Source organism: Shimia ponticola, from assembly GCF_007995215.1.
GTDB classification, from domain to species: Bacteria; Pseudomonadota; Alphaproteobacteria; order Rhodobacterales; family Rhodobacteraceae; genus Shimia_B; species Shimia_B ponticola.
The window spans coordinates 40,502-63,291 of record NZ_VCDK01000006.1; the positions used below are offsets into that span (position 1 = coordinate 40,502).

At 58.5% G+C, this 22,790-nt stretch carries 35 protein-coding genes; 28 read left to right on the forward strand and 7 right to left on the reverse strand.

Annotated features, from left to right (window positions below; translation table 11 throughout):
- The 5 genes from rpsS (at nucleotide 1) to FE702_RS18795 (ending at nucleotide 2,463) form a co-directional block, all read left to right on the forward strand.
- Nucleotides 1-279: a 30S ribosomal protein S19 gene (rpsS, locus tag FE702_RS13645; RefSeq protein WP_147126884.1), complete on the forward strand. Its 279-nt coding sequence runs from the start codon at nucleotides 1-3 to the stop codon at nucleotides 277-279.
- Complete coding sequence (gene rplV, locus FE702_RS13650; protein WP_147126885.1) at nucleotides 279-659, forward strand: 50S ribosomal protein L22; 381 nt, start codon at nucleotides 279-281, stop codon at nucleotides 657-659. Before rpsS ends, rplV begins: the two co-directional genes overlap by 1 nt.
- Nucleotides 659-1,372 carry a 30S ribosomal protein S3 gene (gene rpsC, locus FE702_RS13655; RefSeq protein WP_147126886.1) on the forward strand — a complete coding sequence of 238 codons (714 nt, stop codon included), beginning with the start codon at nucleotides 659-661 and terminating at the stop codon, nucleotides 1,370-1,372. Before rplV ends, rpsC begins: the two co-directional genes overlap by 1 nt.
- A gap of 13 nt (nucleotides 1,373-1,385) precedes the next feature.
- Nucleotides 1,386-1,799: a 50S ribosomal protein L16 gene (gene rplP / locus FE702_RS13660; protein ID WP_147126887.1), complete on the forward strand. Its 414-nt coding sequence runs from the start codon at nucleotides 1,386-1,388 to the stop codon at nucleotides 1,797-1,799.
- Nucleotides 1,800-2,184: 385 nt separating this feature from the next.
- Nucleotides 2,185-2,463, forward strand: coding sequence for a hypothetical protein (locus tag FE702_RS18795; RefSeq protein ID WP_147126888.1), 279 nt, complete (start codon nucleotides 2,185-2,187; stop codon nucleotides 2,461-2,463).
- Nucleotides 2,464-2,677: 214 nt separating this feature from the next.
- On the opposite strand, the gene FE702_RS13670 is transcribed toward FE702_RS18795, so the two are convergent.
- From FE702_RS13670 to FE702_RS13685, 4 genes are all read right to left on the reverse strand, one after another.
- Nucleotides 2,678-3,256 carry a hemerythrin domain-containing protein gene (locus FE702_RS13670; protein WP_147126889.1) on the reverse strand — a complete coding sequence of 193 codons (579 nt, stop codon included), beginning with the start codon at nucleotides 3,254-3,256 and terminating at the stop codon, nucleotides 2,678-2,680.
- A 2-nt stretch (nucleotides 3,257-3,258) separates the two neighbouring features.
- The gene (locus FE702_RS13675) at nucleotides 3,259-3,636 is read right to left on the reverse strand and encodes a rhodanese-like domain-containing protein (protein ID WP_147126890.1); all 378 of its coding nucleotides are present in this window, start codon (nucleotides 3,634-3,636) and stop codon (nucleotides 3,259-3,261) included.
- A gap of 21 nt (nucleotides 3,637-3,657) precedes the next feature.
- Entirely contained in the window at nucleotides 3,658-4,278 is a 621-nt protein-coding gene (locus tag FE702_RS13680; protein ID WP_147126891.1) for a TIGR02466 family protein, read from the reverse strand.
- A 139-nt stretch (nucleotides 4,279-4,417) separates the two neighbouring features.
- Nucleotides 4,418-5,149, reverse strand: a complete 732-nt coding sequence (locus FE702_RS13685) for a DUF4386 domain-containing protein (RefSeq protein ID WP_147126892.1) — start codon at nucleotides 5,147-5,149, stop codon at nucleotides 4,418-4,420.
- A 254-nt stretch (nucleotides 5,150-5,403) separates the two neighbouring features.
- Here FE702_RS13685 and FE702_RS13690 point away from each other — a divergent pair, with 254 nt between their 5' ends.
- The 12 genes from FE702_RS13690 to rpmD all read left to right on the forward strand — a co-directional run bounded on the left by FE702_RS13690 (nucleotide 5,404) and on the right by rpmD (nucleotide 10,784).
- Complete coding sequence (locus FE702_RS13690) at nucleotides 5,404-5,856, forward strand: SH3 domain-containing protein (protein ID WP_147126893.1); 453 nt, start codon at nucleotides 5,404-5,406, stop codon at nucleotides 5,854-5,856.
- A gap of 260 nt (nucleotides 5,857-6,116) precedes the next feature.
- Nucleotides 6,117-6,317, forward strand: a complete 201-nt coding sequence (rpmC, locus tag FE702_RS13695; protein WP_147126894.1) for a 50S ribosomal protein L29 — start codon at nucleotides 6,117-6,119, stop codon at nucleotides 6,315-6,317.
- Nucleotides 6,317-6,556 (forward strand): 30S ribosomal protein S17, encoded by a 240-nt coding sequence (rpsQ, locus tag FE702_RS13700; RefSeq protein WP_147126895.1) that lies wholly within the window; start codon nucleotides 6,317-6,319, stop codon nucleotides 6,554-6,556. Before rpmC ends, rpsQ begins: the two co-directional genes overlap by 1 nt.
- Before the next feature lie 418 nt (nucleotides 6,557-6,974).
- On the forward strand, nucleotides 6,975-7,343 hold the full coding sequence (rplN, locus tag FE702_RS13705; protein ID WP_147126896.1) for a 50S ribosomal protein L14: 369 nt from the start codon (nucleotides 6,975-6,977) through the stop codon (nucleotides 7,341-7,343).
- Nucleotides 7,343-7,648, forward strand: a complete 306-nt coding sequence (rplX, locus tag FE702_RS13710) for a 50S ribosomal protein L24 (protein WP_147126897.1) — start codon at nucleotides 7,343-7,345, stop codon at nucleotides 7,646-7,648. The genes rplN and rplX overlap by 1 nt, the downstream gene beginning before the upstream one ends.
- The gene (rplE, locus tag FE702_RS13715) at nucleotides 7,648-8,217 is read left to right on the forward strand and encodes a 50S ribosomal protein L5 (protein WP_147126898.1); all 570 of its coding nucleotides are present in this window, start codon (nucleotides 7,648-7,650) and stop codon (nucleotides 8,215-8,217) included. The genes rplX and rplE overlap by 1 nt, the downstream gene beginning before the upstream one ends.
- A 3-nt stretch (nucleotides 8,218-8,220) precedes the next feature.
- Nucleotides 8,221-8,526 carry a 30S ribosomal protein S14 gene (gene rpsN / locus FE702_RS13720; protein WP_147126899.1) on the forward strand — a complete coding sequence of 102 codons (306 nt, stop codon included), beginning with the start codon at nucleotides 8,221-8,223 and terminating at the stop codon, nucleotides 8,524-8,526.
- A 13-nt stretch (nucleotides 8,527-8,539) separates the two neighbouring features.
- Complete coding sequence (gene rpsH / locus FE702_RS13725) at nucleotides 8,540-8,932, forward strand: 30S ribosomal protein S8 (RefSeq protein ID WP_147126900.1); 393 nt, start codon at nucleotides 8,540-8,542, stop codon at nucleotides 8,930-8,932.
- Nucleotides 8,933-8,944: 12 nt separating this feature from the next.
- On the forward strand, nucleotides 8,945-9,478 hold the full coding sequence (gene rplF, locus FE702_RS13730; protein ID WP_147126901.1) for a 50S ribosomal protein L6: 534 nt from the start codon (nucleotides 8,945-8,947) through the stop codon (nucleotides 9,476-9,478).
- Between the two features lie 12 nt (nucleotides 9,479-9,490).
- On the forward strand, nucleotides 9,491-9,853 hold the full coding sequence (gene rplR, locus FE702_RS13735; RefSeq protein WP_147126902.1) for a 50S ribosomal protein L18: 363 nt from the start codon (nucleotides 9,491-9,493) through the stop codon (nucleotides 9,851-9,853).
- A 158-nt stretch (nucleotides 9,854-10,011) separates the two neighbouring features.
- A complete protein-coding gene (gene rpsE / locus FE702_RS13740) occupies nucleotides 10,012-10,590 on the forward strand; it encodes a 30S ribosomal protein S5 (RefSeq protein ID WP_147126903.1) in 579 nt (192 codons plus the stop codon).
- A 5-nt stretch (nucleotides 10,591-10,595) separates the two neighbouring features.
- Complete coding sequence (rpmD, locus tag FE702_RS13745) at nucleotides 10,596-10,784, forward strand: 50S ribosomal protein L30 (RefSeq protein ID WP_147126904.1); 189 nt, start codon at nucleotides 10,596-10,598, stop codon at nucleotides 10,782-10,784.
- 88 nt (nucleotides 10,785-10,872) lie between these two features.
- On the opposite strand, the gene FE702_RS13750 is transcribed toward rpmD, so the two are convergent.
- Entirely contained in the window at nucleotides 10,873-11,580 is a 708-nt protein-coding gene (locus FE702_RS13750) for a hypothetical protein (protein WP_147126905.1), read from the reverse strand.
- Nucleotides 11,581-11,847: 267 nt separating this feature from the next.
- On the opposite strand from FE702_RS13750, the gene ppk2 reads away from it, so the two are divergent.
- On the forward strand, nucleotides 11,848-12,756 hold the full coding sequence (ppk2, locus tag FE702_RS13755; protein WP_147126906.1) for a polyphosphate kinase 2: 909 nt from the start codon (nucleotides 11,848-11,850) through the stop codon (nucleotides 12,754-12,756).
- Between the two features lie 3 nt (nucleotides 12,757-12,759).
- Here ppk2 and FE702_RS13760 read toward each other — a convergent pair whose 3' ends face one another.
- Both FE702_RS13760 and FE702_RS13765 read right to left on the reverse strand, forming a co-directional pair.
- The gene (locus FE702_RS13760; RefSeq protein ID WP_255449690.1) at nucleotides 12,760-13,392 is read right to left on the reverse strand and encodes a vWA domain-containing protein; all 633 of its coding nucleotides are present in this window, start codon (nucleotides 13,390-13,392) and stop codon (nucleotides 12,760-12,762) included.
- 180 nt (nucleotides 13,393-13,572) lie between these two features.
- Complete coding sequence (locus FE702_RS13765) at nucleotides 13,573-14,229, reverse strand: HEPN domain-containing protein (protein WP_147126908.1); 657 nt, start codon at nucleotides 14,227-14,229, stop codon at nucleotides 13,573-13,575.
- Between the two features lie 224 nt (nucleotides 14,230-14,453).
- Here FE702_RS13765 and rplO point away from each other — a divergent pair, with 224 nt between their 5' ends.
- The 10 genes from rplO (at nucleotide 14,454) to FE702_RS13815 (ending at nucleotide 22,784) form a co-directional block, all read left to right on the forward strand.
- Entirely contained in the window at nucleotides 14,454-14,921 is a 468-nt protein-coding gene (rplO, locus tag FE702_RS13770; RefSeq protein ID WP_147126909.1) for a 50S ribosomal protein L15, read from the forward strand.
- 107 nt (nucleotides 14,922-15,028) lie between these two features.
- On the forward strand, nucleotides 15,029-16,384 hold the full coding sequence (gene secY, locus FE702_RS13775) for a preprotein translocase subunit SecY (protein WP_147126910.1): 1,356 nt from the start codon (nucleotides 15,029-15,031) through the stop codon (nucleotides 16,382-16,384).
- Nucleotides 16,381-16,959 (forward strand): adenylate kinase, encoded by a 579-nt coding sequence (locus FE702_RS13780; RefSeq protein WP_147126911.1) that lies wholly within the window; start codon nucleotides 16,381-16,383, stop codon nucleotides 16,957-16,959. Before secY ends, FE702_RS13780 begins: the two co-directional genes overlap by 4 nt.
- A gap of 501 nt (nucleotides 16,960-17,460) precedes the next feature.
- Complete coding sequence (gene rpsM, locus FE702_RS13785; protein WP_147126912.1) at nucleotides 17,461-17,829, forward strand: 30S ribosomal protein S13; 369 nt, start codon at nucleotides 17,461-17,463, stop codon at nucleotides 17,827-17,829.
- 15 nt (nucleotides 17,830-17,844) lie between these two features.
- Nucleotides 17,845-18,234 carry a 30S ribosomal protein S11 gene (gene rpsK, locus FE702_RS13790; protein ID WP_147126913.1) on the forward strand — a complete coding sequence of 130 codons (390 nt, stop codon included), beginning with the start codon at nucleotides 17,845-17,847 and terminating at the stop codon, nucleotides 18,232-18,234.
- 114 nt (nucleotides 18,235-18,348) lie between these two features.
- Nucleotides 18,349-19,365 (forward strand): DNA-directed RNA polymerase subunit alpha, encoded by a 1,017-nt coding sequence (locus FE702_RS13795; protein WP_147126914.1) that lies wholly within the window; start codon nucleotides 18,349-18,351, stop codon nucleotides 19,363-19,365.
- A 159-nt stretch (nucleotides 19,366-19,524) separates the two neighbouring features.
- Complete coding sequence (gene rplQ / locus FE702_RS13800) at nucleotides 19,525-19,941, forward strand: 50S ribosomal protein L17 (RefSeq protein WP_147126915.1); 417 nt, start codon at nucleotides 19,525-19,527, stop codon at nucleotides 19,939-19,941.
- Nucleotides 19,942-20,085: 144 nt separating this feature from the next.
- The gene (locus FE702_RS13805; RefSeq protein ID WP_147126916.1) at nucleotides 20,086-20,697 is read left to right on the forward strand and encodes an autoinducer binding domain-containing protein; all 612 of its coding nucleotides are present in this window, start codon (nucleotides 20,086-20,088) and stop codon (nucleotides 20,695-20,697) included.
- Between the two features lie 53 nt (nucleotides 20,698-20,750).
- The gene (locus FE702_RS13810; protein ID WP_147126917.1) at nucleotides 20,751-21,338 is read left to right on the forward strand and encodes an acyl-homoserine-lactone synthase; all 588 of its coding nucleotides are present in this window, start codon (nucleotides 20,751-20,753) and stop codon (nucleotides 21,336-21,338) included.
- Nucleotides 21,339-21,467: 129 nt separating this feature from the next.
- A complete protein-coding gene (locus FE702_RS13815; protein ID WP_147126918.1) occupies nucleotides 21,468-22,784 on the forward strand; it encodes a replication-associated recombination protein A in 1,317 nt (438 codons plus the stop codon).
- Nucleotides 22,785-22,790: the final 6 nt, after the last annotated feature.

Sequence of the window (22,790 nt, forward strand, 5' to 3'; positions counted from 1 at the left end):
ATGGCACGTTCCGTATGGAAAGGGCCTTTTGTGGACTCCTATGTCCTCAAGAAGGCCGAGAAAGTCCGCGAGTCGGGCAAGAACGAGGTTATCAAGATCTGGTCGCGTCGCTCGACCATTCTGCCACAATTCGTGGGCCTCACCTTTGGCGTCTACAACGGCAAAAAGCACGTGCCGGTGAACGTATCGGAAGAGATGATTGGCCAGAAGTTCGGCGAATACTCTCCAACGCGCACCTATTACGGTCACGCCGCTGATAAGAAGGCGAAGAAACGGTAATGGCTAAAGCAAAGAACCCACGTCGCGTAGCCGACAATGAGGCGATGGCCAAGACGCGTATGCTCCGCACCTCGCCGCAGAAACTGAACCTGGTGGCTGCCATGATCCGTGGCAAGAAAGTCGACAAGGCCCTGACGGACCTGACTTTCTCGAAGAAACGGATCGCTGAAGACGTTAAGAAATGCCTTCAGTCCGCCATCGCAAACGCCGAGAACAACCATAACCTCGACGTCGACGAGCTGATCGTTGCAGAGGCCTATGTTGGCAAGAACCTGACCATGAAGCGCGGTCGCCCACGGGCGCGTGGCCGGTTTGGCAAGATCATCAAGCCGTTCTCGGAACTCACCATCAAGGTGCGCCAGATTGAGGAGCAAGCCTAATGGGACATAAGGTAAACCCAATCGGGATGCGTCTTCAGGTCAACCGGACCTGGGACAGCCGCTGGTACGCCGACACCAAAGACTATGGTGATCTGCTGCTGGAAGACCTGAAAATCCGCGAATTCATTCACACCGAATGCAAGCAAGCGGGTATCGCTCGCGTCATCATCGAACGTCCGCACCGCAAGTGCCGCGTGACGATCCACACGGCACGTCCGGGTGTGATCATCGGCAAAAAAGGCGCTGACATCGAGACCCTTCGCAAGAAGGTCGCGAACATGACCGACAGCGAACTGCACCTGAACATCGTCGAGGTCCGCAAGCCGGAACTGGACGCGGCTCTGGTCGCAGAGAGCATTGCTCAGCAGCTGGAACGTCGTGTGTCCTTCCGCCGTGCGATGAAGCGCTCGGTTCAGAACGCAATGCGCATGGGCGCCCTGGGTATTCGGGTGAACGTCGCGGGTCGTCTGGGCGGTGCCGAAATTGCGCGGACCGAATGGTACCGTGAAGGTCGTGTGCCTTTGCACACCCTGCGCGCCGACATCGACTACGCCCATGCCGAAGGTATGACCCCATACGGGATCATCGGCATCAAGGTGTGGATCTATAAAGGCGACATCATGGAGCACGATCCGTCGGCCCGTGACCGCAAAGCGCAAGAGATGCAGGATGGTCCAGCACCCCGTGGTGCCGGCGGCCGTCGTGATCGCTAAGGAGTAGAGAAACATGCTACAGCCAAAGCGCACAAAATTCCGCAAGATGCACAAAGGCCGTATCCACGGCGAAGCCAAGGGTGGCTCCACCCTGAACTTCGGCTCCTACGGTCTGAAGGCTCTGGAACCCGAGCGGATCACCGCCCGCCAAATCGAAGCTGCCCGTCGGGCCATGACGCGCCACATGAAGCGTCAAGGCCGCGTCTGGATCCGCATCTTCCCTGACCTGCCAGTCACGGCAAAGCCCATCGAAGTTCGTATGGGTAAAGGTAAGGGCTCGGTCGACCGCTGGACCGCCAAGGTCAAGCCAGGCCGCGTGATGTTCGAGATCGACGGCGTGAACGACACGGTAGCTCGCGAGGCCCTGCGCCTTGCCGCGATGAAGTTGCCGATCAAATCACGCGTTGTGGTGCGGGAAGACTGGTAAGTCTTCACGCGGTGGGGTGTAGGCAGTTTTCGCAGAAAACTGTCCGGGCCCCACACGGTTGAGAATAAAGAACCCCCGTTGGAAACAGCGGGGGTTTTTTGTATGTGAACAGGGTGTGTTTTAAGGACGGAGACAGGACATGGTGGACCTGAAAGCTTTGCCCAGCATTACGTGTGTAATTTGCGGATTGTTCGGTGCAAGTCATGCCGCTGCAATGCCGTTAAAAGACCAAATCGAGGCTGCGATAGACATATGCGCGCCTTACGCCAAGGCCAACGGAACCCCTGAAAGGGCGCAAGGGGCCCCTGATCCAGTCTTGCTGGAGGCTTGGTCATTGCGATACGGTGCCCCTGATCCAAACTTGCATGGCCTTCCAGGATTGCCCTTGGCCGTTATTTCAGCAGGTTTGAAAGGGTGTTGGGTTTTTGGCGCCCATGAGGGCCACACAGAGGTAGTCGCAGCTGCCAAGGCTTTGGCTGCTTCCGAAAATCGCCTAAGTGTCACCGACACATATGACTATGGGGTGTCCATGGATCGATCCAACGCCGAAATGGGGGTCACTCTGCGATCATCCGGAGGCGCGCTGGGGCGTGTGAACGTAACGGTGGCGACCTATGGTCCTGCGGATGCAGGCTATTTCGAGGTCAATGTCAGCGCTCGTTAGCTCGGACCGCGGCCCGTCGATGGCGCGGCTATTTGCCTTTCCCGCGCAACGCAGTCCCGGACCTGATCCGGGACCTCTTGCTTAACACCGGTATGAGGCCCCAGCTCGGAGGCCGGGGCTGCGGAGAGCTTCACGTCCCGGGCTTGACCCAGGACCTCGATGAGCAGGGTGCGGCGCTTTGTTTGTCGAGGCCCCGGGTCAAGCCCGGGGCGGGTCAGATCACATCAACGAACATGCCAAGAGCCTCTTCCAACTCGGTTTCCTCGTAATGGAAGTGGCTGGCAATCGCCGCTTTCAGAGCCAGAAAGACCGCGCCGCATTGGGCGAGTTCGGCGTCCTTGGGGCGCGCAACAAGAGCATCCGCCGCCGCCTCCAGCCGCTTCAGCAGCTCGTGGACGACCTCATGCTCTTCTCGCAAACGCGCCACGACTGCTGTGATGCCGTCCACCCCGGCGCGCTCCAGCGCGGGAAACATATGCGCCTGTTCGATGTTGTGGTGCATCACCAGCATCTGGCATCCCTGACCGCAGAGCGACCCAAAGGCCCGCAGGTTCTGCGCCATGTCGAGGGACAGAATGATCTGCTTGAGGTGCTCGGGCGGGCTGTCGCCAGCCTCGATCCGTTCCAGCACGGCTGCAATCCGCGCAAGATCAGACAAGTAGCCACGATGGATGGCTGCCAAATGCCTGCCCTTTTGCCGGTGCGCATTGGTCGCACCGGGCAGCGGCGGCGCCTTGGGACGCGTGCCGTTTTCAACGGTTAGCTCTTCAAGTGGAAGCTGCGCGAGGGACATGATCAGCCTTCTTCGACCGGGCCGCCAGCCTCTTTCCACGCGCCAAAGCCGCCGACATTGGTAACGTTGGAATAGCCCATGTCCTTGAGGGTCTTGCCAACCAGTGCCGCTTGTCCGCCAAGCGCGCAGAGCACGGCGATGGGGGTGTCACGGGTCAGCGCCTCGTGGTGCATCGGGTGGCTTTCATCTGCTTTGAATTCGATCAGGCCACGCGGCACCCGAACCGCCCCGGCCACGGTTCCTGACGCAGCCACATCACCACTGTCGCGGACGTCCAGAAACGTGTGGGTGCCAGCCGCATGCAGCGCGATGGCGTCTTCGGTCGACATGCGCGGAACGACGGCATTGGCCTCGTCGAGGTAATCCTGTGCAGTTTTCATTGCGATCTCCTTAACGGGGCGTCAGTCGCCCCAGCGGTAGTTGAAGCTGACCGAGATGCGGTCATCCTCGCTCATGTTCATGGGCACTTCGTGACGTAGCCAGCTTTCCCAAAGAAGCACGTCCCCGACCTGTGGTTTTTGATAAACAAACGGCTGCAAATCCTGACGCGCGTCTTTGAGGCGGGGTGGGGCGGCCATCATCATTTGGTGGCGCGGGTCTTCGAGTTTGAGCGCGCTCGTGCCTTCCGGCATTTGCACATAGGTGGTGCCGGAAATCACCGAATGCGGGTGAATGTGAGAGGTATGGATGCCGCCCTCTGGCAGGATATTGATCCAGATATCCTCTAATTTCAGAGGTTTCTCACCCAGATCAAAGGCCACGTCTTTGGCAAATGCCGCCACGTGTAAATCCAACGCAGCGACCACGTCCGCAAAGATCGGAAAGCGCCACGGCAAGTCCGTCAGGGAGGCATAGGAGGTGTATCCGGGGTAGCCATTGTCCTCGCACCACTCTTGCCCGGCTTCGTCATCTTCGGCGATGGCGATGCAGCTGTCGCGCAGGTCCTCTGCGTCGATCCTGGGGCCAAATTGGCCAAGCTGGGCGTGATAGATCGGGGTGACAAAGAGGTTCGTAATAGTCATGCCCCCCGGATACATGGGCGTGGGGGGCATGGAAAGTGCGCGGCGTTTACGCTGGCGCACAGCGGGTCTGCGCTGGGGGGCACACGCCCATGCACATGTGATACACATCCTGTGCATATCGCATGGGCAGCATCGTCCTTTAACCAAGCTGAGGGTGGCGGAGTGCTGGTGAGGGATGCTCAACCTCTCTGGCACCGACGATCAGAAGCCAAAGCGCAAAGCCAATTTCGGACATCGTCACTACGACCAGCAATGCGGCCCGGGCCATGGCCAACCCATCCCACATCGGGAACGCAAACGCGTAGATGCTATCAAGCAAGTATCCCATCCCGCCAACGGTCAGGCCGATGCCGAGGATCAGAGGCGCGCGCTCGGACCGGATGATCAGGCCGCCCAACACAAGCAGATGAACCGAGAAGAAGATCTGCCAGACCCAGACGCCCGCGTCGTGCATATAAAGAAACACGCCCGCCATGGCATCGGCCAGATCAGGGGGAATGTCCGGCACGCCTTGGGCCAGATGGAGGCCGCCAGCATGGAACAGCAACATCGCCGCCATAACCGCCACCATCATAAGCCGGGACAGGGCCGCGATCAGCGACAGCGTTGGGTTGGTCGTGCGGAACATGGCGTAGAGCATGGCCGTCACGAACAGCTCGGCCACCATCATGATCACATCGCCTAGGATGCCGGTCATGAACAGTGCGCGGTTCGCCAAGATGTTCGACCATGTCGCGGCTGCATCGCCGGCGACGTGCAAAACGGACGGCACATAGGCAATGGCAAAGCCGCCTGCCACGGCAATGGTCAGGTACAAAGCGCCGGTCGTCCGACCAAAGGCGCGGGAGTTAGGATCGTCGAAAACGTACATAAGAGGTCCTTTCAAATATCCGGCGGGAGGGTCCGGAGGTTGCAAAAGACCTGGCCAAGTCTGTAAGCGGTTTGACCCATGCGGTTGCATTGATGAATTGCCTAAATCAGCAGGGCATTCATGCAAATACGCATGGCTAGCTGTTTCCACCTTGGAACCGCTGAGTTTTCCACAGGGCTGGCAATGGATTCGCGCGGGCTTGGTAAACTCGCGCCGGTGGAATCGCCCCGTTGTTTGCTGAAGGAATTGATCAGATGTTTAAGAAAGCCCTTTCCGGTGCCGCAATTGCGCTGGCGCTTGGCGTGGCACCCGCTGCTGCGACGGAGTTGTTTGTCAAAGGCGGCGTGCATCTGAACTGTCGGGTTGGGCCAAGCACGGCACACCACGTCGTCAAGGTTCTCCAGCCCAAGCAAGCGGTAAAGCTTATCGATCACCACGCCGGTTGGGCGCAGGTGCGCGCGCATCACGCGGTGTGCTGGGCGTCGAAATCGCACCTGACCCATGACGCGCATGCGCATCACGCGCCCAAGAAGGTCGTGAAGCATGCCCCCAAGAAGCATCACAAACCGGCGCCCAAGTGTCATTTCCACAAGCCGGTGATCACGCTGAATGTCGATTATGCGCATCACGGCGCGTTCAAGACAGGCAAGTGTTCGCCCTATGCCTACGGCAAGATCGAGCCGAAGAAGCACGTTCAGAAGTGGTAGATAAGGACCTTGTGAAGATTTAGGAAACAAGCGTTGAAAAGTTGAGAAATTGTTGCGACATTAGAAACGGGAAAGTTGGGGCGGAAGTAACTCGCGCTTTGTTGCTTGATGGCTTCGTTGACCTCCTTGCGCATTTTTAGGCGGGTTGCGAAAAATAGAGCTTCCCGCTAAACGGCGGACTTCCATCCCCATCGGGATTCGCAGTTACCCGCACCCAATCAGGCGGCGCTGCCCGGTGAGAGCAACAAAGGAGACGCGCAATGAGCGCCACAGAACTGCGGGACAAGACGCCCGATCAGCTTCGTGAAGAGCTGGTGAACCTCAAGAAAGAATCCTTCAACCTGCGCTTTCAGCAAGCCACCGGCGCGCTGGAAAACACCGCACGTATGAAGCAGGTCCGCCGCGAAGCCGCGCGCGTTAAGACCATCCTGAACGAAAAAGCAGCCGGAGGTGCTGAATAATGCCTAAGCGTATCCTGACCGGCACCGTCACTGGCGACAAGAACGACCAAACCATCTCGGTTTCTGTTGAGCGTCGCTTCAAGCACCCGCTGCTGCAAAAGACCGTTCGTAAGTCCAAGACCTACCGTGCACACGACGAGAACAACGAGTTCAAAATCGGCGACAGCGTGCGCATCATCGAATGCCCACCACGCTCGAAAACGAAGCGTTGGGAAGTCTACAAGGGCGCAGAGGCGTAAGCCTTACCCCGAGACTGGAATAGGAAAACCCCGGGTCATTGGCCCGGGGTTTTTCTTTGACGCGTTTTGGGGTGGCGGTGAGTGTAAACACGCACCCTTCCTTTGTGGTGAGGTCGGCGCCCGACCCTGGGTGGGCGCTGAATGGGGTGTGCGATGTACCGCTTAGCAAGGTCGTCGACGTTTCTTATGCTTGAGCCGTTGCAATGCGCCCTCTCGGGGGGAGGGTCGGGCGCCGACCGGCGGTGCCGGTCGAGTGCTGTGGTGAGTTGTTGTGACCGCAAGTTTTCCCTTGCCCTAAGGCCTCACCCCTTCTAATACGCCCCATCCGCGCGAGTCGGAGGGTATTCCTTTGTCCCGTGCGTCCATACGAAACCCAGGGATCAATGTCTGAAGCGGTCCCTAAGGTCGGAGAGAAACTATGATCCAGATGCAGACAAATCTGGATGTTGCGGACAACAGCGGCGCACGCCGTGTCCAATGCATCAAGGTTCTGGGTGGCTCCAAGCGCAAATACGCTTCGGTCGGCGACGTTATCGTCGTGTCCGTCAAAGAAGCGATCCCGCGCGGCCGTGTGAAAAAAGGTGACGTCCGTAAGGCCGTCGTCGTGCGCACTGCCAAGGAAGTCCGCCGTGAGGATGGCACCGCCATCCGTTTTGACCGCAACGCTGCGGTTATCCTGAACAACAACGGTGAGCCGATCGGCACACGTATCTTTGGGCCCGTCGTGCGCGAACTGCGTTCGAAAGGCATGATGAAGATCGTTTCGCTGGCTCCGGAGGTGCTGTAATGGCTGCTAAACTCCGCAAAGGTGACAATGTCATCGTTCTGGCCGGCAAAGACAAAGGCAAAACAGGCGAGATCGCTTCTGTTGACCCCAAAGCGGGCAAAGCCGTTGTCGAAGGTCTGAACATGGCCATCCGCCACACCCGCCAAAGCCAAGCATCGCAAGGTGGCCGCCTGCCAAAGGCAATGCCAATCGACCTGTCGAACCTCGCGATCGTTGACGCAAACGGCAAAGCATCCCGCGTTGGCTTCCGCATGGAAGACGGCAAAAAGGTCCGCTTCGCCAAGACAACAGGGGACGTGATCTAATGCTCGACGCAACCGACTACACCCCACGCCTCAAGACGCTTTACACGGACACCATCCGCGCAAAGATGAAAGAGGAATTTGGCTACAAGAACGACATGCAGATCCCGCGTCTGGACAAGATCGTCCTGAACATGGGTATCGGCGATGCCGTGAAAGACACCAAGAAGGTCAAGCACGCCCAAGAGGCGCTGACTCTGATCTCGGGTCAACACGCTGTTGTCACCAAAGCCAAGAACTCGATCGCTGGTTTCCGCGTTCGTGAAGACATGCCGCTGGGTACGAAAGTCACCCTGCGCGGCGACCGCATGTATGAATTCCTGGATCGTCTGATCACTATCGCGATGCCACGCATCCGCGACTTCCGTGGTGTGAAACCTTCCAGCTTCGACGGTCGTGGCAACTATGCCTTCGGCATCAAGGAACACATCGTGTTCCCTGAGATCGACTTCGACAAAGTCGTCGACATGCTGGGTATGGACATCATCATCGCTACTACTGCGAAGTCCGATGACGAAGCGCGCGCGCTTCTGACCCACTTCAACATGCCCTTCACCAAGCAAGGATCGTAAGACATGGCCAAAAAATCCATGATCGCCCGCGAGGTTAAGCGCGAGAAGCTGGTGAAGAAATACGCCGCTAAACGTGCCGAGCTCAAAGAGATCGCCCGTGATGAAAGCCGTCCGATGGAAGAGCGCTTCAAGGCCCAGCTCAAGCTGGCCAAACTGCCGCGCAACTCCTCGGCGACGCGCCTGCACAACCGTTGTCAACTGACCGGTCGTCCGCACGCGTATTATCGTAAACTGAAGATCAGCCGGATCGCGCTGCGTGAACTTGGTTCCGCAGGTCAGATTCCTGGCATGGTCAAGTCAAGCTGGTAAGGGAGCACGTTAGATGAACGATCCTATCGGCGATATGCTCACCCGGATCCGCAACGCACAGATGCGTGGCAAATCCACTGTGATGTCCCCAGCCTCGAAGGCGCGCAAGCGCGTGCTCGAAGTGCTGGCCGACGAAGGTTACATTCGCGGTTTTGAAGATGCGACAGGCAAAGATGGCCACCCGGCCATCGAAATCAGCCTGAAGTATTTTGACGGCGCGCCTGTGATCAAAGAGCTGAAACGAGTGTCGAAACCAGGCCGCCGCGTGTACCTGGGTGTTGGCGATCTGCCGCAGGTCCGTCAGGGCCTTGGCGTTGCCATCGTGTCGACCTCGAAAGGCGTGATGACCGATGCAAACGCTCGCTCCAACTCGGTTGGTGGCGAAGTGCTTTGCACCGTCTTCTAAGGAGGACTGCAGATGTCTCGTATTGGGAAACGTCCCGTCGATCTGCCTTCCGGCGTGGAAGCCAAGGTTATCGGCCAGATGATCGAAGTGAAGGGCCCGAAAGGGACCCAGAGCTTTACCGCAACCGACGATGTGACTCTGACGGTTGATGACGGCAAAGTCGTCGTTGAACCGCGTGGCAAGTCCAAGCGCGCGCGTCAGCAATGGGGCATGTCCCGCACAATGGTGCAGAACATGGTCACCGGTCTGACGACGGGCTTCAAGAAAGAGCTGGAGATCCAAGGTGTGGGTTACCGGGCGCAGATGCAGGGCAACACCCTGAAGCTGTCGCTGGGCTATTCGCATGATGTGAACTTCGAAGTTCCTTCGGACATCACCGTCACCTGCCCAAAGCAGACTGAGATCGTGATCGAAGGATCCGACGCTCAGAAGGTGGGCGAGGTTGCCGCGAAGATCCGTGAGTGGCGCGCGCCAGAGCCGTACAAAGGCAAAGGCATCCGCTACAAAGGCGAGTTTATCTTCCGCAAGGAAGGCAAGAAGAAGTAAGGCGCGAGAGAGATGGCAGCAAACAAACGTACTCTGTTCCTCAAGCGTCGACTGCGCAACCGGAACAAACTTCGCAAGATCAACAAGACGAACAAACCTCGTCTGTCGGTCCACCGTTCGTCCAAGAACCTGTCGGTCCAGATCATCGACGACGTGCAGGGTGTTACCCTGGCCGCCGCATCGACCCTGGAAAAAGACATGGGTTTCGTGGGCAAGAACAACAAGGAAGCCGCCGCCAAGGTGGGCGCTGCAATCGCAGAGCGCGCCAAGAAGGCCGGTGTCGAAGAGGTTATCTTCGACCGGGGTGCTTTCCTGTTCCACGGCAAGATCGCTGCGCTGGCTGATGCCGCGCGTGAAGGTGGTCTGAAGTTCTAAGGGTGGCGGTGCGTCTAAACACGCACCTGACAACCTGAACAACGGCAGGGTGCGTGATTTCACGCATCTTCCTTTGAAGAGGGCGGCACCGTCGCCCTCTCGATGGTCCGGGGCAATCGCCACTTGGACTGAGCAAACACAAAATGACGGAGGCCAGAATGGCTGAACGTGAGAACCGGGGTCGTGGCCGTCGCCGCGAAGAAGAAGCCCCAGAATTTGCAGACCGCCTGGTCGCAATCAACCGCGTCTCGAAGACGGTGAAGGGTGGTAAGCGTTTCGGCTTTGCAGCTCTCGTCGTTGTCGGCGACCAGAACGGTCGCGTCGGGTTCGGCAAAGGTAAAGCGAAAGAGGTCCCTGAGGCCATCCGCAAAGCCACCGAGCAAGCCAAGCGCCAAATGATCCGCGTGCCACTGCGCGAAGGCCGCACGCTGCACCACGACATCGAAGGTCGTCACGGTGCCGGTAAGGTCATCATGCGCACCGCGCCAGAAGGCACCGGGATCATCGCCGGTGGTCCAATGCGTGCCGTGTTCGAAATGCTGGGCGTCAAGGACGTTGTGTCCAAGTCGATCGGCACTCAGAACCCATACAACATGATCCGCGCAACCATCGACGGTCTGTCGAAAGAATCGAGCCCACGCTCGGTCGCGCAGCGTCGTGGCAAGAAGGTTGCAGACATCCTGCCCAAGCGTGACGAGGCTCCTCAAGAGTCCGCACAAGTCGCTGAGGAGGCCTAAGACCCATGGCTAAGACGATTGTTGTCAAACAGGTCGGCTCGCCGATCCGCCGCCCACAAGACCAGCGCGCGACGCTGATCGGTCTGGGCCTGAACAAAATGCACAAAACCCGTGAACTCGAAGACACACCTTCGGTGCGCGGCATGATCCGCAAGATCCCACACCTCGTGGAGATCGTTGAGGAGAAGGGCTAAGCCCTTTATCCCGTGCAAAAGCAAAAGAGGCCTCGCAGTGTTCTGCGGGGCCTTTTTCTTGTGAGTTTTCAAATTGGCGAGAGAGACGTCAGGCCGCAAGAGATCCGGGTTTGACCGGAGCGACGGGTGACGGCGCGGTCACCCGGATGGTCGTTTGAGCCCCGCTGCGCACGGCAGCAAGCGGGGGCACGACCATTGCAGCGTCACGCCGGTTGCCCAGATACAAAGCCATCAGGATGCTGCCTTTAAGGGTCACGAGATAGAGCGGATAGGCCAAGAGAACCCAGTTCAAACCACCGACCGACACAGCGGCCAGAACCGAGGCTGCCAACCCAAGCACCCAGCAAGACAGAGTTTCGCTATCCGGGTCGCGATAGGCTTTGGCGACCGTGACCGTCCCTCCCAAGAGGCTGATGCTGATCGTTGTGGCCAAGGCGTAAGTGGCGCTGTCGGTTGCGTACCAAAGGCCAAGCCCGATGGCTGCCGCCAACAGCACACAACCGTCGCGGCCAGACAGCAATTGTCCGGCGCCTTTGCGAATGGACAATAGAAAGATCACGATCGAAGCGCTGCACTGGATGCCTGCAAAGAACAGCGATTGCGCAGCGCCTTCGGCCACTTGCGATGCAAAGGCGATCGAGGACAGCACGGCCCAGATCAGCCATGACGCCCGCTGCGGTTGGGTCACGCCTGCAAGAGTGTCTTTGATGTAGGGAAAATAGGCCATGCAGCTGAGCATGGCGGAAAGGGCGGCGCAAAGCCAAAGGGCGTCCGGGGACGCTAGAAACGCTGTCATAAATCACTCATCCGCCTGAAATTTGCGCGGACGCCCTGAAGGTTATGTGTGGAGGGCAAATACGGTGCCCGGTGAAACGATATCGTCATAGCTAGCGAGGGGGGCGTCATGTGCCGAGGCTGGAAGTCCTTACCTGAGCGTCAATTGGGGTAATGAAATCCGTATCTTTTGCGCTAACGGCGCCGAATTTGATCTGGATCATGGGCGGCGGGGTGGAATCTGGGGACTGTGCGTTGATCACAGCATCGGAGGATCGACGGAAAACCTATGCCCACAGCAGATGTCAAAACACCGCCAGCCAAGACCCAACTGAAAGCCAACGGAGCTGTGGCAGAGTCCAAGGCTGCTCCGAAAGCCCGTCCGCTGATTGATGGCCGTCCGAAATACGCGCGCGCCGATTACGAGCGTGAGAAGGCGGATTTGCAGGCTGAGTTGCTGAAGGTTCAGCTCTGGGCGATTGAGACGGGACAGAAGTTTGTCTTGCTGTTCGAAGGCCGTGATGCGGCGGGCAAGGGTGGAACGATCAAACGGTTTACAGAGCATCTGAACCCGCGCTTTGCCCGTGTTGTGGCGCTGAATAAACCCACGGATGAAGAACGCGGTCAGTGGTTCTTTCAGCGGTATGTGAAGCACCTCCCGACGGCGGGTGAGATCGTTCTTTATGACCGGTCGTGGTACAACCGCGCGGGCGTTGAGAGGGTCATGGGGTTCTGTGAGCCGAACGAATACCTCGAATTCATGCGCCAGACCCCTGAGTTTGAGCGGATGCTGACGCGGTCGGGTATCCGGCTTTATAAGTATTGGTTCTCGGTCACGCAGGACGAGCAGGCGCGACGGTTCAAATCTCGCGAGACAGACCCTCTGAAGCGGTGGAAGCTGTCGCCTATCGACAAGGCGTCTTTGAACAAATGGGACGACTATACCGAGGCGAAAGAGGCGATGTTCTTTTACACCGACACGGCGGATGCGCCGTGGACGGTTGTGAAGTCAGTCGACAAGAAACGCGCGCGGTTAGAGTGTATGCGTCATTTTCTGAGCACGCTCGACTATCCGGGCAAAGACCCCAAGATCGCCGTTGCGCCAGACCCTCTGGTCGTCAAAACCGCCGGACATGACATCCACGGATCAGACCATATTCTGGCCAGTTCTCTCCACCCCGACCAGCGGCGCAGCTAACGGTCAGGCGGGGAGCAGATCGCGGAATGGTGTGGCGCCGCCGATCAGGAGGCAGCCAAGCGTGGCGCGGAGCGCGTCGGCGAGTTCGTCGACGGTTTCGGTGTTCACAAACAGCCCACCGGTTTCATCCGCCAGACAGCGCGCGACCATCTCGGCCCCGTACTCCTGTTCGGGATTGTCCCATGCAAAGAAGTCGGGACGAAATTTGAAGCCGATGACATGGATCGTCAGGTCGTTGGCCTGTGCGGCAAGGCTTTGCGACGTGGCACAGGGTGTGCCGCCGCAGGTCTCATTGCCGTCGGTGACAAGGACAACGATGCCGGGGGCGCTGCGGTAGTTCAGCGTCTCTGCCGCCTGAATAACTGAGGCGGTCAATGCCGTCAGCCCCGCCGGCGCCAGCGCGTCCAGTGCGTCCTGCATGGGCGAAGCGGCGTTCGGGATCGGCGGGAAATGCTGCGTGATGCCGTCGCAGCCATCGGTCGAGTTCGGCCCGTATGTGATCAGCCCCACCCGGCGCAGCGTCTCAATCTCTGGCAAAACCTGCGCCGTCGCAATCCGCGCCTCTGCAATGCGCGGCAGGTCGGTCACTGCGCCCCCGCTTTCGACCATGGAGAGAGAGCCGTCGAACACAAGCATGGCGTCGGTCGTGCAGGGGTGGGCCGCGGTGGGGAGGAGGGCTAGGGCAAGAGCAGGTGTTCGCATGTAAGAAAGATGCGCGCTTTGGCTTATAAAGCAACATTGAAGAAGATGCTCCGCCCGGCGGAACCGCCGGGCAGCGCCCGTCCGCCCCCACGGGCGGGCACTGTCTTCATCACGCTAACCAATTATCAAAGGCTTCGGTGCCCGACGAAATCCAAGATTATCCATTCGGGCAATCACCCTTATGAGACTGCTGACCCAAAGAGTATCGATTGAGATGTCCCTGTTTGCGAGTCTGATGGTTGGATAGTGATGGAGGCCGAGTTGAACGTATCGGAATGCTCCACCCTCGGTGGTCATCATCTTGGAGAACCAGTCTATGGTCGCTAAGAGTGGAAGCCTGTTCAGGGCCTGCCCAATCTGTTCATTTGTAACAAAGCCGAACTGGTTGGGTGCAAATTTAAGTAGGTCGCCCTTGGGCTCATTAAGTCTCAAAGCCCAGTCGTGATCGCGGAAACTGCGGAGTTCATGCTTGAGCAGATCACGGCTCTGGGAAACCAATTGCTCTTTGATTCCGCTTTCACCTTGATGTTGAAAAATCGCGTCCAACACCTTTTTGGGGTCGTGGCCCCACCTAGCAATCTTCTCCTCGGACTGCCCTAGCGAGATAAGCAATGCTTTGAGTCCTAGCTCCAGCGCGTGGCCAAACACGAAAAACACGGGGCCGGAGAACTGTTCAGCGGAGGAATTATCGCATGCGATTTTCCTCAGTGTTTCGCCAGCTTCCAAGAACGAGAAAGCTGAATTCATCCATTTAATCTGTGTGCCGTCCATAAAACTCACTTTAACCTTTCAACTACTTTATTGTCGCTCTTGCGGACTGTCTCATTGGTTTTCTTAGGACGACGCTTTGGCCAAACCCTTGCATCATACCCCCACCTCCCGTATCAGCCCCCGGTGGCGTCGGGGTGACTCGGCCCGCATAAGCACAAACCAAGAAATGCCGTGCGCTGCCCTCGGATCGCTTCGGGGCAGATATCCGGCAAAGGAGAAGCGATATGAAACTGCATGAACTCCGGGACAATCCCGGTGCAGCGAAGAAACGTATGCGTGTAGGCCGTGGTCCCGGTTCGGGCAAAGGCAAAACCGCAGGGCGTGGTATCAAAGGTCAAAAGTCGCGTTCGGGTGTGGCCATCAATGGCTACGAAGGCGGGCAAATGCCGCTCTACCAACGTCTGCCAAAGCGTGGCTTCAGCAAGCCTAACCGCAAGAAATTCGCAGTCGTTAACCTGGGCCTGATCCAGAAATTCATCGACGAAGGCAAGCTGACCGGTGACATCACCGAAGACAGCATGGTTGCCTCGGGTCTCGTCCGCCGCAAGCTGGATGGTGTGCGTGTTCTGGCCAAAGGCGAACTGACCGCCAAGGCGAACATCACAGTGACCGGTGCGTCGGCTGCCGCCAAGCAAGCTGTTGAAGCAGCTGGTGGGTCGCTCACGACAACGGCAGCGGCTGCGACCGAATAAGAGGTTGTGAGCGGGGTGCGCCCCGCCTACATCTACACCCAAGTTCCAAGCGCCGCCGTCGGGACACCGAAGGGCGGCGTTTTTCGTGACAAGCTGTGGGAGGCAACATGGCGTCGCAAATCGAACAAATGGCTGCAAATACATCCTGGGCCGCCCTCGGGCAGGCCAAGGAGTTGCGCCAGCGTATCTTTTTCACCATCGGCCTGTTGGTCGTCTACCGGTTGGGAACGTATATCCCGGTCCCCGGTATCGACGCCGCAGCGTTGCAGCAGTTCATGGACGAGGCTGCCAGCGGCATCGCGGGCGTGCTGGGCATGTTCACCGGTGGCGCTCTGAGCCGGATGGGGCTCTTTGCTCTGGGCATCATGCCCTACATCTCGGCTTCGATCATCGTGCAGCTTTTGGGCGCGATGTGGGAACCCTTGAAACAGCTCAAGAAAGAGGGCGAACAGGGGCGCAAGAAGCTGAACCAATATACGCGCTACGGCACGGTTTTGCTGGCGACGTTCCAGGCCTATGGCTTGGCTGTGAGCCTTGAGAGTGGTGGTCTTGCCTCTGACCCCGGTCTGTTTTTCCGCGCGGCCTGTGTTGTTAGCCTTGTGGGCGGCACGATGTTCCTGATGTGGCTGGGTGAGCAGATCACCAGCCGTGGCATCGGCAACGGTATCTCGCTGATCATCTTTGTCGGCATCATCGCTGAAATCCCATCGCAGCTGGCAGGATTCTTTGCCCAAGGTCGTACGGGTGCGATTAGCCCAGCCGTGATAATCGGTGTGTTGCTGATGGTGGTCGTCGTGCTGGCGTTTGTCGTGTTCATGGAACGCGCGCTGAGGAAGATTCACATCCAGTACCCGCGTCGTCAGCAGGGTATGAAGGTCTATGAGGGCGGCTCCAGCCACCTGCCGATCAAGGTGAACCCAGCGGGCGTGATCCCTGCGATCTTTGCCTCGGCTCTGCTCTTGCTGCCGACTACTCTGTCGACCTTCAGCGGCGGCGATGCAGGTCCGGTGATGTCGACCATTCTGGCGTATTTTGGCCCCGGTCAGCCTCTATACCTGCTGTTCTTTGGCGGCATGATCGTCTTCTTCACGTACTTCTACACCAAGGAAGTGTCGTTCAAGGTGGATGAGGTTGCCGACAACCTGAAGAACCAGAACGGCTTTATTCCAGGCATCCGTCCGGGCGCGCGGACGGCGGAGTATCTGGATTACGTGGTCACCCGCATTCTGGTCTTGGGTTCCGGGTATCTGGCGCTGGTGGCGCTGTTGCCCGAGATCATTCGGACCCAGTTGGCCATCCCGTTCTACTTTGGTGGGACTGCCGTTCTGATCGTCGTGTCTGTAGGCATGGACACGATCCAACAAATTCAGTCTCATCTTCTGGCGCACCAGTATGAGGGGCTGCTTGAAAAATCACAGCTGCGCAAGAAACGCAGCGGGAAACGGGGACCGTCGCGTCGATGAATATTATTCTGCTTGGGCCTCCGGGCGCGGGGAAGGGCACACAGGCTGGTAAGCTTGTTGACGCCCGCAACATGGTGCAGCTGTCGACCGGTGACATGCTGCGCGCAGCCAAAACCTCTGGCACCGACATGGGCAAGAAGGTTGCGGCCATCATGGACGCAGGCGAACTGGTTACCGATGAGATCGTGATCGGCCTGATCGAGGAAAAGCTGGACGGTGAGGCCGGTGGTGGCTTTATCTTTGACGGTTTCCCAAGGACGCTGGCGCAGGCAGATGCGTTGGGTGAGTTGCTGGAGCGTAAAGGCGCGACGTTGGACGCGGTGATTGAACTGCAAGTAAACGACGATGTGCTGGTTGAGCGGATCGTCGGGCGCGCGCGGGATGCGGTCGCCGCTGGTGGCACCGCCCGTGCAGACGACAATGAGGAAAGCCTCAAGGTCCGTCTGATGGAATACTACAAGAAGACCTCGCCGCTGATTGGCTATTACTACGCCAAGGGTGATCTGAAAGCTGTGGATGGCCTGGCGTCAATGGATGACGTGGCCAGCAGCATTGCGGCGGTGTTGGACGCTTAGTGCCTCCGAGCCATTCGAATCTTAAAAGACGATCGGTTGCACCGGGCGCCTTTTTGCCTTTCGCTATGTACCAAAGCGCGGGACACGGCCGAAGGCCCCCGCGCTATCGGCGGGCCGCACCGTTTTGCCAAAGGCAAACGCAAGCGTTTGACGGCCCGGCGATTGGTTGGCCAAGGTTTGCAACATGGATGCTGAGCTACCATGGCGGGCATAAATCAAGTTGAACACCCGTTGGATCGCCGAACCGCGGCCCGCCGATGGCGTGGCTGCGTCGAGGTGACTTAAACCTCCGGTGTGACGCGCCACAGCACGTGGAAAACTGCCACCACGACACAGGCGTTGACACACCCCGTGAATCACCCTATCTGCGCTCATCTCTGAGATTTGGACGCCCTATTTGCGTCCTCTGACCACCTTCATCGAGGCCCGCGCCAATGCCGGGCCTTATTCTGTGAAAAAAGAGCCTGGTGTTACGGGCTCGCAGCCGAAAGGACATCGCCCTTGGCACGTATTGCCGGCGTTAACCTGCCTACCGCGAAACGCGTGCCGATCGCCCTGACATATGTCACTGGGATCGGCCCGGCCTCTGCAAAAGCAATTTGCGAAGCCGTCAACATCGACGAAACCCGCCGTATCAACGAGCTGTCGGACGCCGAAGTCCTCGCCATCCGCGAGCACATCGACGCGAACTACACCGTTGAAGGTGACCTGCGCCGTGAAGTGCAGATGAACATCAAACGCCTGATGGATCTGGGCTGCTACCGTGGCCTGCGCCACCGCCGCAACCTGCCCGTCCGCGGTCAGCGCACGCACACCAACGCGCGCACCCGCAAAGGCCCAGCGAAACCCATCGCTGGCAAGAAGAAGTAAGGGAGGCCCTGTATCATGGCACGTGATAAGCGCGCTCCTAAGCGCAAAGTATCCAAGAACATCGCATCGGGCGTCGCCCATGTGAATTCGTCGTTCAACAACACCAAAATCCTGATCTCTGACGTGCAGGGCAACGCGATCTCGTGGTCGTCTGCCGGTACGATGGGCTTCAAAGGCTCGCGTAAATCGACGCCTTATGCCGCTCAGATGGCTGCAGAAGACGCAGGCAAGAAAGCACAGGATCACGGTGTGAAGACGCTGGAAGTCGAAGTGCAGGGCCCAGGCTCTGGCCGTGAAAGCGCACTGCGTGCGTTTGCCGCCATCGGTTTCACCATTACGTCCATCCGTGACGTGACGCCGATCGCACATAACGGCTGCCGCCCACCAAAGCGCCGCCGCGTCTAATAGAATTCCCGGGCTTTGTGATTGCAAGGTCCGGGTCGTTTCCGCCGGTTCGTCGGCGGGGACCCTCGGGACGTCCCGCACCATGGATCCGGTCGGGACAAGAATGGAGGCACCATGATCCATAAGAACTGGGCCGAGCTGATCAAACCAACACAGTTGGAGATCAAGCCGGGTACTGACCCAATGCGCAAAGCCACCGTCGTGGCAGAACCTCTTGAGCGTGGCTTTGGCCTGACGCTGGGCAACGCCCTGCGCCGTGTGCTGATGTCGTCGCTGCAAGGTGCTGCGATCACGTCCGTGCAAATCGACAACGTTCTGCACGAGTTCAGCAGCGTTGACGGTGTGCGCGAAGACGTCACCGACATCATCCTGAACCTCAAGGGCGTTGCGATCCGCAGCGAAGCCGAAGGCGCAAAGCGTCTGTCGATCCAGGCCAAAGGTCCGGGTGCTGTGACTGCCGCCGACATCAGCGAAAGCGCTGGCATCGAGGTTTTGAACAAAGATCACGTCATCTGCCAACTTGACGAAGGCGCTGACGTCTACATGGAACTGACCGTCAACACGGGCAAAGGGTACGTCGCAGCCGACAAAAACCGCCCAGAAGACGCGCCAATCGGTCTGATACCGATCGACGCGATCTATTCGCCGGTCAAGAAAGTCAGCTATGACGTTCAGCCGACCCGCGAAGGTCAGGTGCTGGACTATGACAAGCTGACCATGAAAATCGAAACAGACGGCTCGGTCACGCCGGACGACGCGGTCGCATTCGCGGCGCGTATTCTGCAGGACCAACTGTCGATCTTCGTGAACTTCGACGAGCCTGAATCGGCATCCGCCGCACAGGAAGACGATGGTCTCGAGTTCAACCCACTTCTGCTGAAGAAAGTGGACGAACTGGAACTGTCCGTGCGTTCGGCCAACTGCCTGAAGAACGACAACATCGTTTACATCGGCGATCTGATTCAAAAGACCGAAGCAGAGATGCTGCGCACGCCGAACTTTGGCCGCAAGTCGCTGAACGAGATCAAAGAAGTGCTGTCAGGCATGGGTCTGCACCTTGGCATGGATGTCGAGGATTGGCCGCCAGACAACATCGAAGATCTGGCCAAGAAGTTCGAAGATAACTTCTAAACGTGGCGGTGCGTGGGAACACGCGCCCTACGGATCGAAAAACGGTAGGGTGCGTGATGTCACGCACCTCACCACCCCCGGGCATTCTGCCCCACTAACGCGAGAGGGGTCCTACGCAGGCCGCTCCGAGACAAAGCAAAACGAAGAAGGATTTACACCATGCGTCACGCTCGCGGATACCGCCGCCTGAACCGCACACACGAACACCGTAAGGCCCTGTTTGCGAACATGGCTGGCTCGCTGATCGAACACGAACAAATCAAAACCACCCTGCCGAAAGCAAAAGAGCTGAAGCGCATTGCCGACAAGCTGGTCACTCTGGCCAAGCGTGGCGATGACCACGCCAAGCGTCAGGCGGCGTCGCGTCTGAAGCAACGCATGCACGTTGAAAAGCTGTTCGACGTGTTGGGCCCACGCTACGCCGAACGTAACGGTGGGTATGTCCGCGTCATGAAGGCGGGCTTCCGCTATGGCGACATGGCCCCTATGGCGATCATCGAATTCGTCGACCGCGACGTCGATGCCAAAGGTGCGGCAGATAAAGCACGTTTGGCAGACGAGGACACTGACGCTTAAGTCAGTTGTTCAAAATTGTTGAGAGAAAGCGCCCGCATGGTCTATCTGTGCAGGGCGCTTTTTATTTCCGGTTTGTCGCTGTCACGAGTGCGAAAGCATACAATCTAGAGTTGACTAACGGTCGGGAGCCACCAAAGTAGTTGTATGTCTGCAAAGTCGTATCTTGATGATGTTCTGGGGGAAATATCGCATCTTGCGCCAGCGGGGTACTACGTTGGGTTGCATATCCGATTTACGTCACCCTTGTTGACGCTGCAGACTTATCCATCGGATTGGATCAAGCATTACACAGAGAATGGGTATGCTCTGCGTGATCCCATCGTTGCCTGGGGTTTTGGCAACGAAGGCATCAGCCGATGGAGTGATATAACTCTTCCCGACACGTTTGGTATTCTCGCAGAGGCCGCGTCTTACGGCCTGCGATACGGTGTGGTGGTTCCGGTGGGCGAATTGAAATCGCGTACAATCGGTGCGGCAGCACGCTCGGATCGGGAGTTCACGGATGTCGAGATCGAATTGATCTCGCACCATATCCGGCGGCTTCATGATCTGACCGAGCCGCCAGAACGCCTGACGGATCCGCAAATCGCAGCTCTGCGGTTCATCGCGGAAGGCGAACGCTACGCTGCGGCTGCTGCTAAACTGGAGATCTCGGAAAGTGCGTTGAAGGCGCGTCTCACGGCTGCGCGTGAGAAGCTGTCAGCGCGCACGACAGCCGAGGCCATTCAAAGGGCAAAGGACTACGGGCTCTTATAGAAAGCAGACGTTGCTTGCACCGGTCAGGTCACCACTGAAAGCTGGGGGCTTCCATGCAAACGACCACTCTATCCTTCGCGAACATACACAACCACGGCGAGTTGTTTGCGAATCTACTCCGTGCGCGGAAACAATCGTTCATCGTGCAAAACAAATGGGATCTGCCCGAAGCGCTGGGCATGGAGTATGATCAATATGATAATCCGGCCAGCCGCTGGGTTGCGGTCCATGAATTTGGTGATGTGTTGGCGGGCATCCGTCTGACGCCGACAACGGCGCGGTGCGGCATCTATTCCTACATGATCCGGGATGCGCAGAAAGGGTTGCTGGACACCATTCCGCAAGACCTTCTTTTTGACGAGGCGCCCGTGGCCGAAAACATCTGGGAATCGAGCCGGGTGTTCGTGTCACACCACACGCCGCAACGTATCCGTCGTCGGGTCCATGCCGCGTTGATCATGGAGATGACACGCGCGGCTCGCGACTTGGGCGCTGTGCAGGTTCTGGGCTTGATCCCGGCCAACTGGCCGCGCTGGACCCGCCGGTGCGGGCTGGACGGTGTCGCTGCCGGGCCTGTGATGAATCTGGACGGTACAGACAATCAATGTGTCTTGCTGAACCTCAGCGAGAAGTTGCACTAAGAGAACCGCGCGTCCCGGGCTTGCCCCGGGAACTCGCCCCGCTGGCTGCGCATCTTAATATCGAGGCCCCGGGTTGAACCCGGGGCGTTGGTTCTTTTCGATCTGGCCGTGGGGGCGTAAACCACCCCCATGGCCGATCTCTTTGACTCAGACCAACCAACGCATGCGCCAACGGCGCCCTTAGCCGAACGGTTGCGGCCCAAGACGCTGGACGAGGTTATCGGCCAACAACAGGTTCTTGGCTCGGAGGCACCGCTTGGCGTGATGCTGGCGGCGGGGTCGTTGGGATCGCTGATCCTGTGGGGGCCGCCGGGGGTGGGCAAGACGACCATCGCGCGGCTTTTGGCGGACGCAACTGACCGCCATTTCGTCCAGATCAGCGCGATTTTTAGCGGCGTTCCGGAACTTCGCAAGGTCTTTGACACGGCCAAGATGCATTGGAAAGCGGGTCGCGGGACGCTGTTATTTGTTGATGAAATCCATCGCTTCAACAAAGCCCAACAGGACAGCTTCCTGCCGCATATGGAGGATGGGACGATCCTTCTGGTCGGGGCCACGACTGAAAACCCATCCTTTGAATTGAACGCGGCTGTGTTGAGCCGCGCGCAGGTTCTGGTGTTGGAGCGGTTGTCGCTCACTGACCTTGAGCTTTTGGCGCAAAGGGCGGAACAAGCGCTCGGCGCGGCGCTGCCCCTGAAGGGTCCGGCGCGCGAAGCGCTCTTGGAAATGGCAGACGGCGACGGCCGGGCGCTTTTGAACCTGATCGAACAAGTCGTGGCGTGGGACATTGATCGTCCGCTGGATACCGAGGGGCTGTCGACACGGCTGATGCGGCGCGCGGCGGTGTACGACAAGTCGGGAGACGAGCATTACAACCTGATCTCGGCTCTGCATAAATCCGTGCGCGGGTCTGACCCAGATGCGGCGCTCTACTGGTTCGCACGGATGCTGAACGGAGGGGAGGATCCTCGGTATCTGGCACGGCGGATGGTGCGGATGGCGGTCGAGGATATCGGTCTGGCCGATCCGCAGGCGCAGGCGGTGTGTTTGCAAGCCTGGGAAACCTATGAGCGGCTTGGTAGTCCGGAAGGTGAACTCGCGCTGTCGCAGGCGGTGATCTATCTTGCGCTCGCGCCGAAATCGAATGCGAATTACGTGGCCTACAAGGCCGCTGTCCGCGCCGCCAAAACCAGCGGGTCCGCGCCGCCGCCAAAACATATCCTGAATGCACCCACCGGCCTGATGAAAGATCAGGGATATGGGGCAGGCTATGCCTATGACCATGATGCGGAGGACGGGTTCTCTGGTCAGAACTATTTCCCCGAGGACATGGAACGACCGACTTTTTACGACCCGCCTGAACGGGGCTTTGAACGTGAATTGCGCAAACGCGTCGATTATTTCGAGAAGCTGCGCGCCAAGAGGTCACAGGATCGGAGCGGTTGACTTTGC

Coding starts and splice junctions, on each gene's coding strand:
- rpsS (WP_147126884.1), top strand. CDS start 1: ATGGCACGTTCCGTATGGAAAGGGCCTTTTGTGGACTCCTATGTCCTC.
- rplV (WP_147126885.1), top strand. CDS start 279: ATGGCTAAAGCAAAGAACCCACGTCGCGTAGCCGACAATGAGGCGATG.
- rpsC (WP_147126886.1), top strand. CDS start 659: ATGGGACATAAGGTAAACCCAATCGGGATGCGTCTTCAGGTCAACCGG.
- rplP (WP_147126887.1), top strand. CDS start 1,386: ATGCTACAGCCAAAGCGCACAAAATTCCGCAAGATGCACAAAGGCCGT.
- FE702_RS13670 (WP_147126889.1), bottom strand. CDS start 3,256: ATGTCCCTCGCGCAGCTTCCACTTGAAGAGCTAACCGTTGAAAACGGC.
- FE702_RS13675 (WP_147126890.1), bottom strand. CDS start 3,636: ATGAAAACTGCACAGGATTACCTCGACGAGGCCAATGCCGTCGTTCCG.
- FE702_RS13680 (WP_147126891.1), bottom strand. CDS start 4,278: ATGACTATTACGAACCTCTTTGTCACCCCGATCTATCACGCCCAGCTT.
- FE702_RS13685 (WP_147126892.1), bottom strand. CDS start 5,149: ATGTACGTTTTCGACGATCCTAACTCCCGCGCCTTTGGTCGGACGACC.
- FE702_RS13690 (WP_147126893.1), top strand. CDS start 5,404: ATGTTTAAGAAAGCCCTTTCCGGTGCCGCAATTGCGCTGGCGCTTGGC.
- rpmC (WP_147126894.1), top strand. CDS start 6,117: ATGAGCGCCACAGAACTGCGGGACAAGACGCCCGATCAGCTTCGTGAA.
- rpsQ (WP_147126895.1), top strand. CDS start 6,317: ATGCCTAAGCGTATCCTGACCGGCACCGTCACTGGCGACAAGAACGAC.
- rplN (WP_147126896.1), top strand. CDS start 6,975: ATGATCCAGATGCAGACAAATCTGGATGTTGCGGACAACAGCGGCGCA.
- rplX (WP_147126897.1), top strand. CDS start 7,343: ATGGCTGCTAAACTCCGCAAAGGTGACAATGTCATCGTTCTGGCCGGC.
- rplE (WP_147126898.1), top strand. CDS start 7,648: ATGCTCGACGCAACCGACTACACCCCACGCCTCAAGACGCTTTACACG.
- rpsN (WP_147126899.1), top strand. CDS start 8,221: ATGGCCAAAAAATCCATGATCGCCCGCGAGGTTAAGCGCGAGAAGCTG.
- rpsH (WP_147126900.1), top strand. CDS start 8,540: ATGAACGATCCTATCGGCGATATGCTCACCCGGATCCGCAACGCACAG.
- rplF (WP_147126901.1), top strand. CDS start 8,945: ATGTCTCGTATTGGGAAACGTCCCGTCGATCTGCCTTCCGGCGTGGAA.
- rplR (WP_147126902.1), top strand. CDS start 9,491: ATGGCAGCAAACAAACGTACTCTGTTCCTCAAGCGTCGACTGCGCAAC.
- rpsE (WP_147126903.1), top strand. CDS start 10,012: ATGGCTGAACGTGAGAACCGGGGTCGTGGCCGTCGCCGCGAAGAAGAA.
- rpmD (WP_147126904.1), top strand. CDS start 10,596: ATGGCTAAGACGATTGTTGTCAAACAGGTCGGCTCGCCGATCCGCCGC.
- FE702_RS13750 (WP_147126905.1), bottom strand. CDS start 11,580: ATGACAGCGTTTCTAGCGTCCCCGGACGCCCTTTGGCTTTGCGCCGCC.
- ppk2 (WP_147126906.1), top strand. CDS start 11,848: ATGCCCACAGCAGATGTCAAAACACCGCCAGCCAAGACCCAACTGAAA.
- FE702_RS13760 (WP_255449690.1), bottom strand. CDS start 13,392: ATGCTTGTGTTCGACGGCTCTCTCTCCATGGTCGAAAGCGGGGGCGCA.
- FE702_RS13765 (WP_147126908.1), bottom strand. CDS start 14,229: ATGGACGGCACACAGATTAAATGGATGAATTCAGCTTTCTCGTTCTTG.
- rplO (WP_147126909.1), top strand. CDS start 14,454: ATGAAACTGCATGAACTCCGGGACAATCCCGGTGCAGCGAAGAAACGT.
- secY (WP_147126910.1), top strand. CDS start 15,029: ATGGCGTCGCAAATCGAACAAATGGCTGCAAATACATCCTGGGCCGCC.
- FE702_RS13780 (WP_147126911.1), top strand. CDS start 16,381: ATGAATATTATTCTGCTTGGGCCTCCGGGCGCGGGGAAGGGCACACAG.
- rpsK (WP_147126913.1), top strand. CDS start 17,845: ATGGCACGTGATAAGCGCGCTCCTAAGCGCAAAGTATCCAAGAACATC.
- FE702_RS13795 (WP_147126914.1), top strand. CDS start 18,349: ATGATCCATAAGAACTGGGCCGAGCTGATCAAACCAACACAGTTGGAG.
- rplQ (WP_147126915.1), top strand. CDS start 19,525: ATGCGTCACGCTCGCGGATACCGCCGCCTGAACCGCACACACGAACAC.
- FE702_RS13805 (WP_147126916.1), top strand. CDS start 20,086: ATGTCTGCAAAGTCGTATCTTGATGATGTTCTGGGGGAAATATCGCAT.
- FE702_RS13810 (WP_147126917.1), top strand. CDS start 20,751: ATGCAAACGACCACTCTATCCTTCGCGAACATACACAACCACGGCGAG.
- FE702_RS13815 (WP_147126918.1), top strand. CDS start 21,468: ATGGCCGATCTCTTTGACTCAGACCAACCAACGCATGCGCCAACGGCG.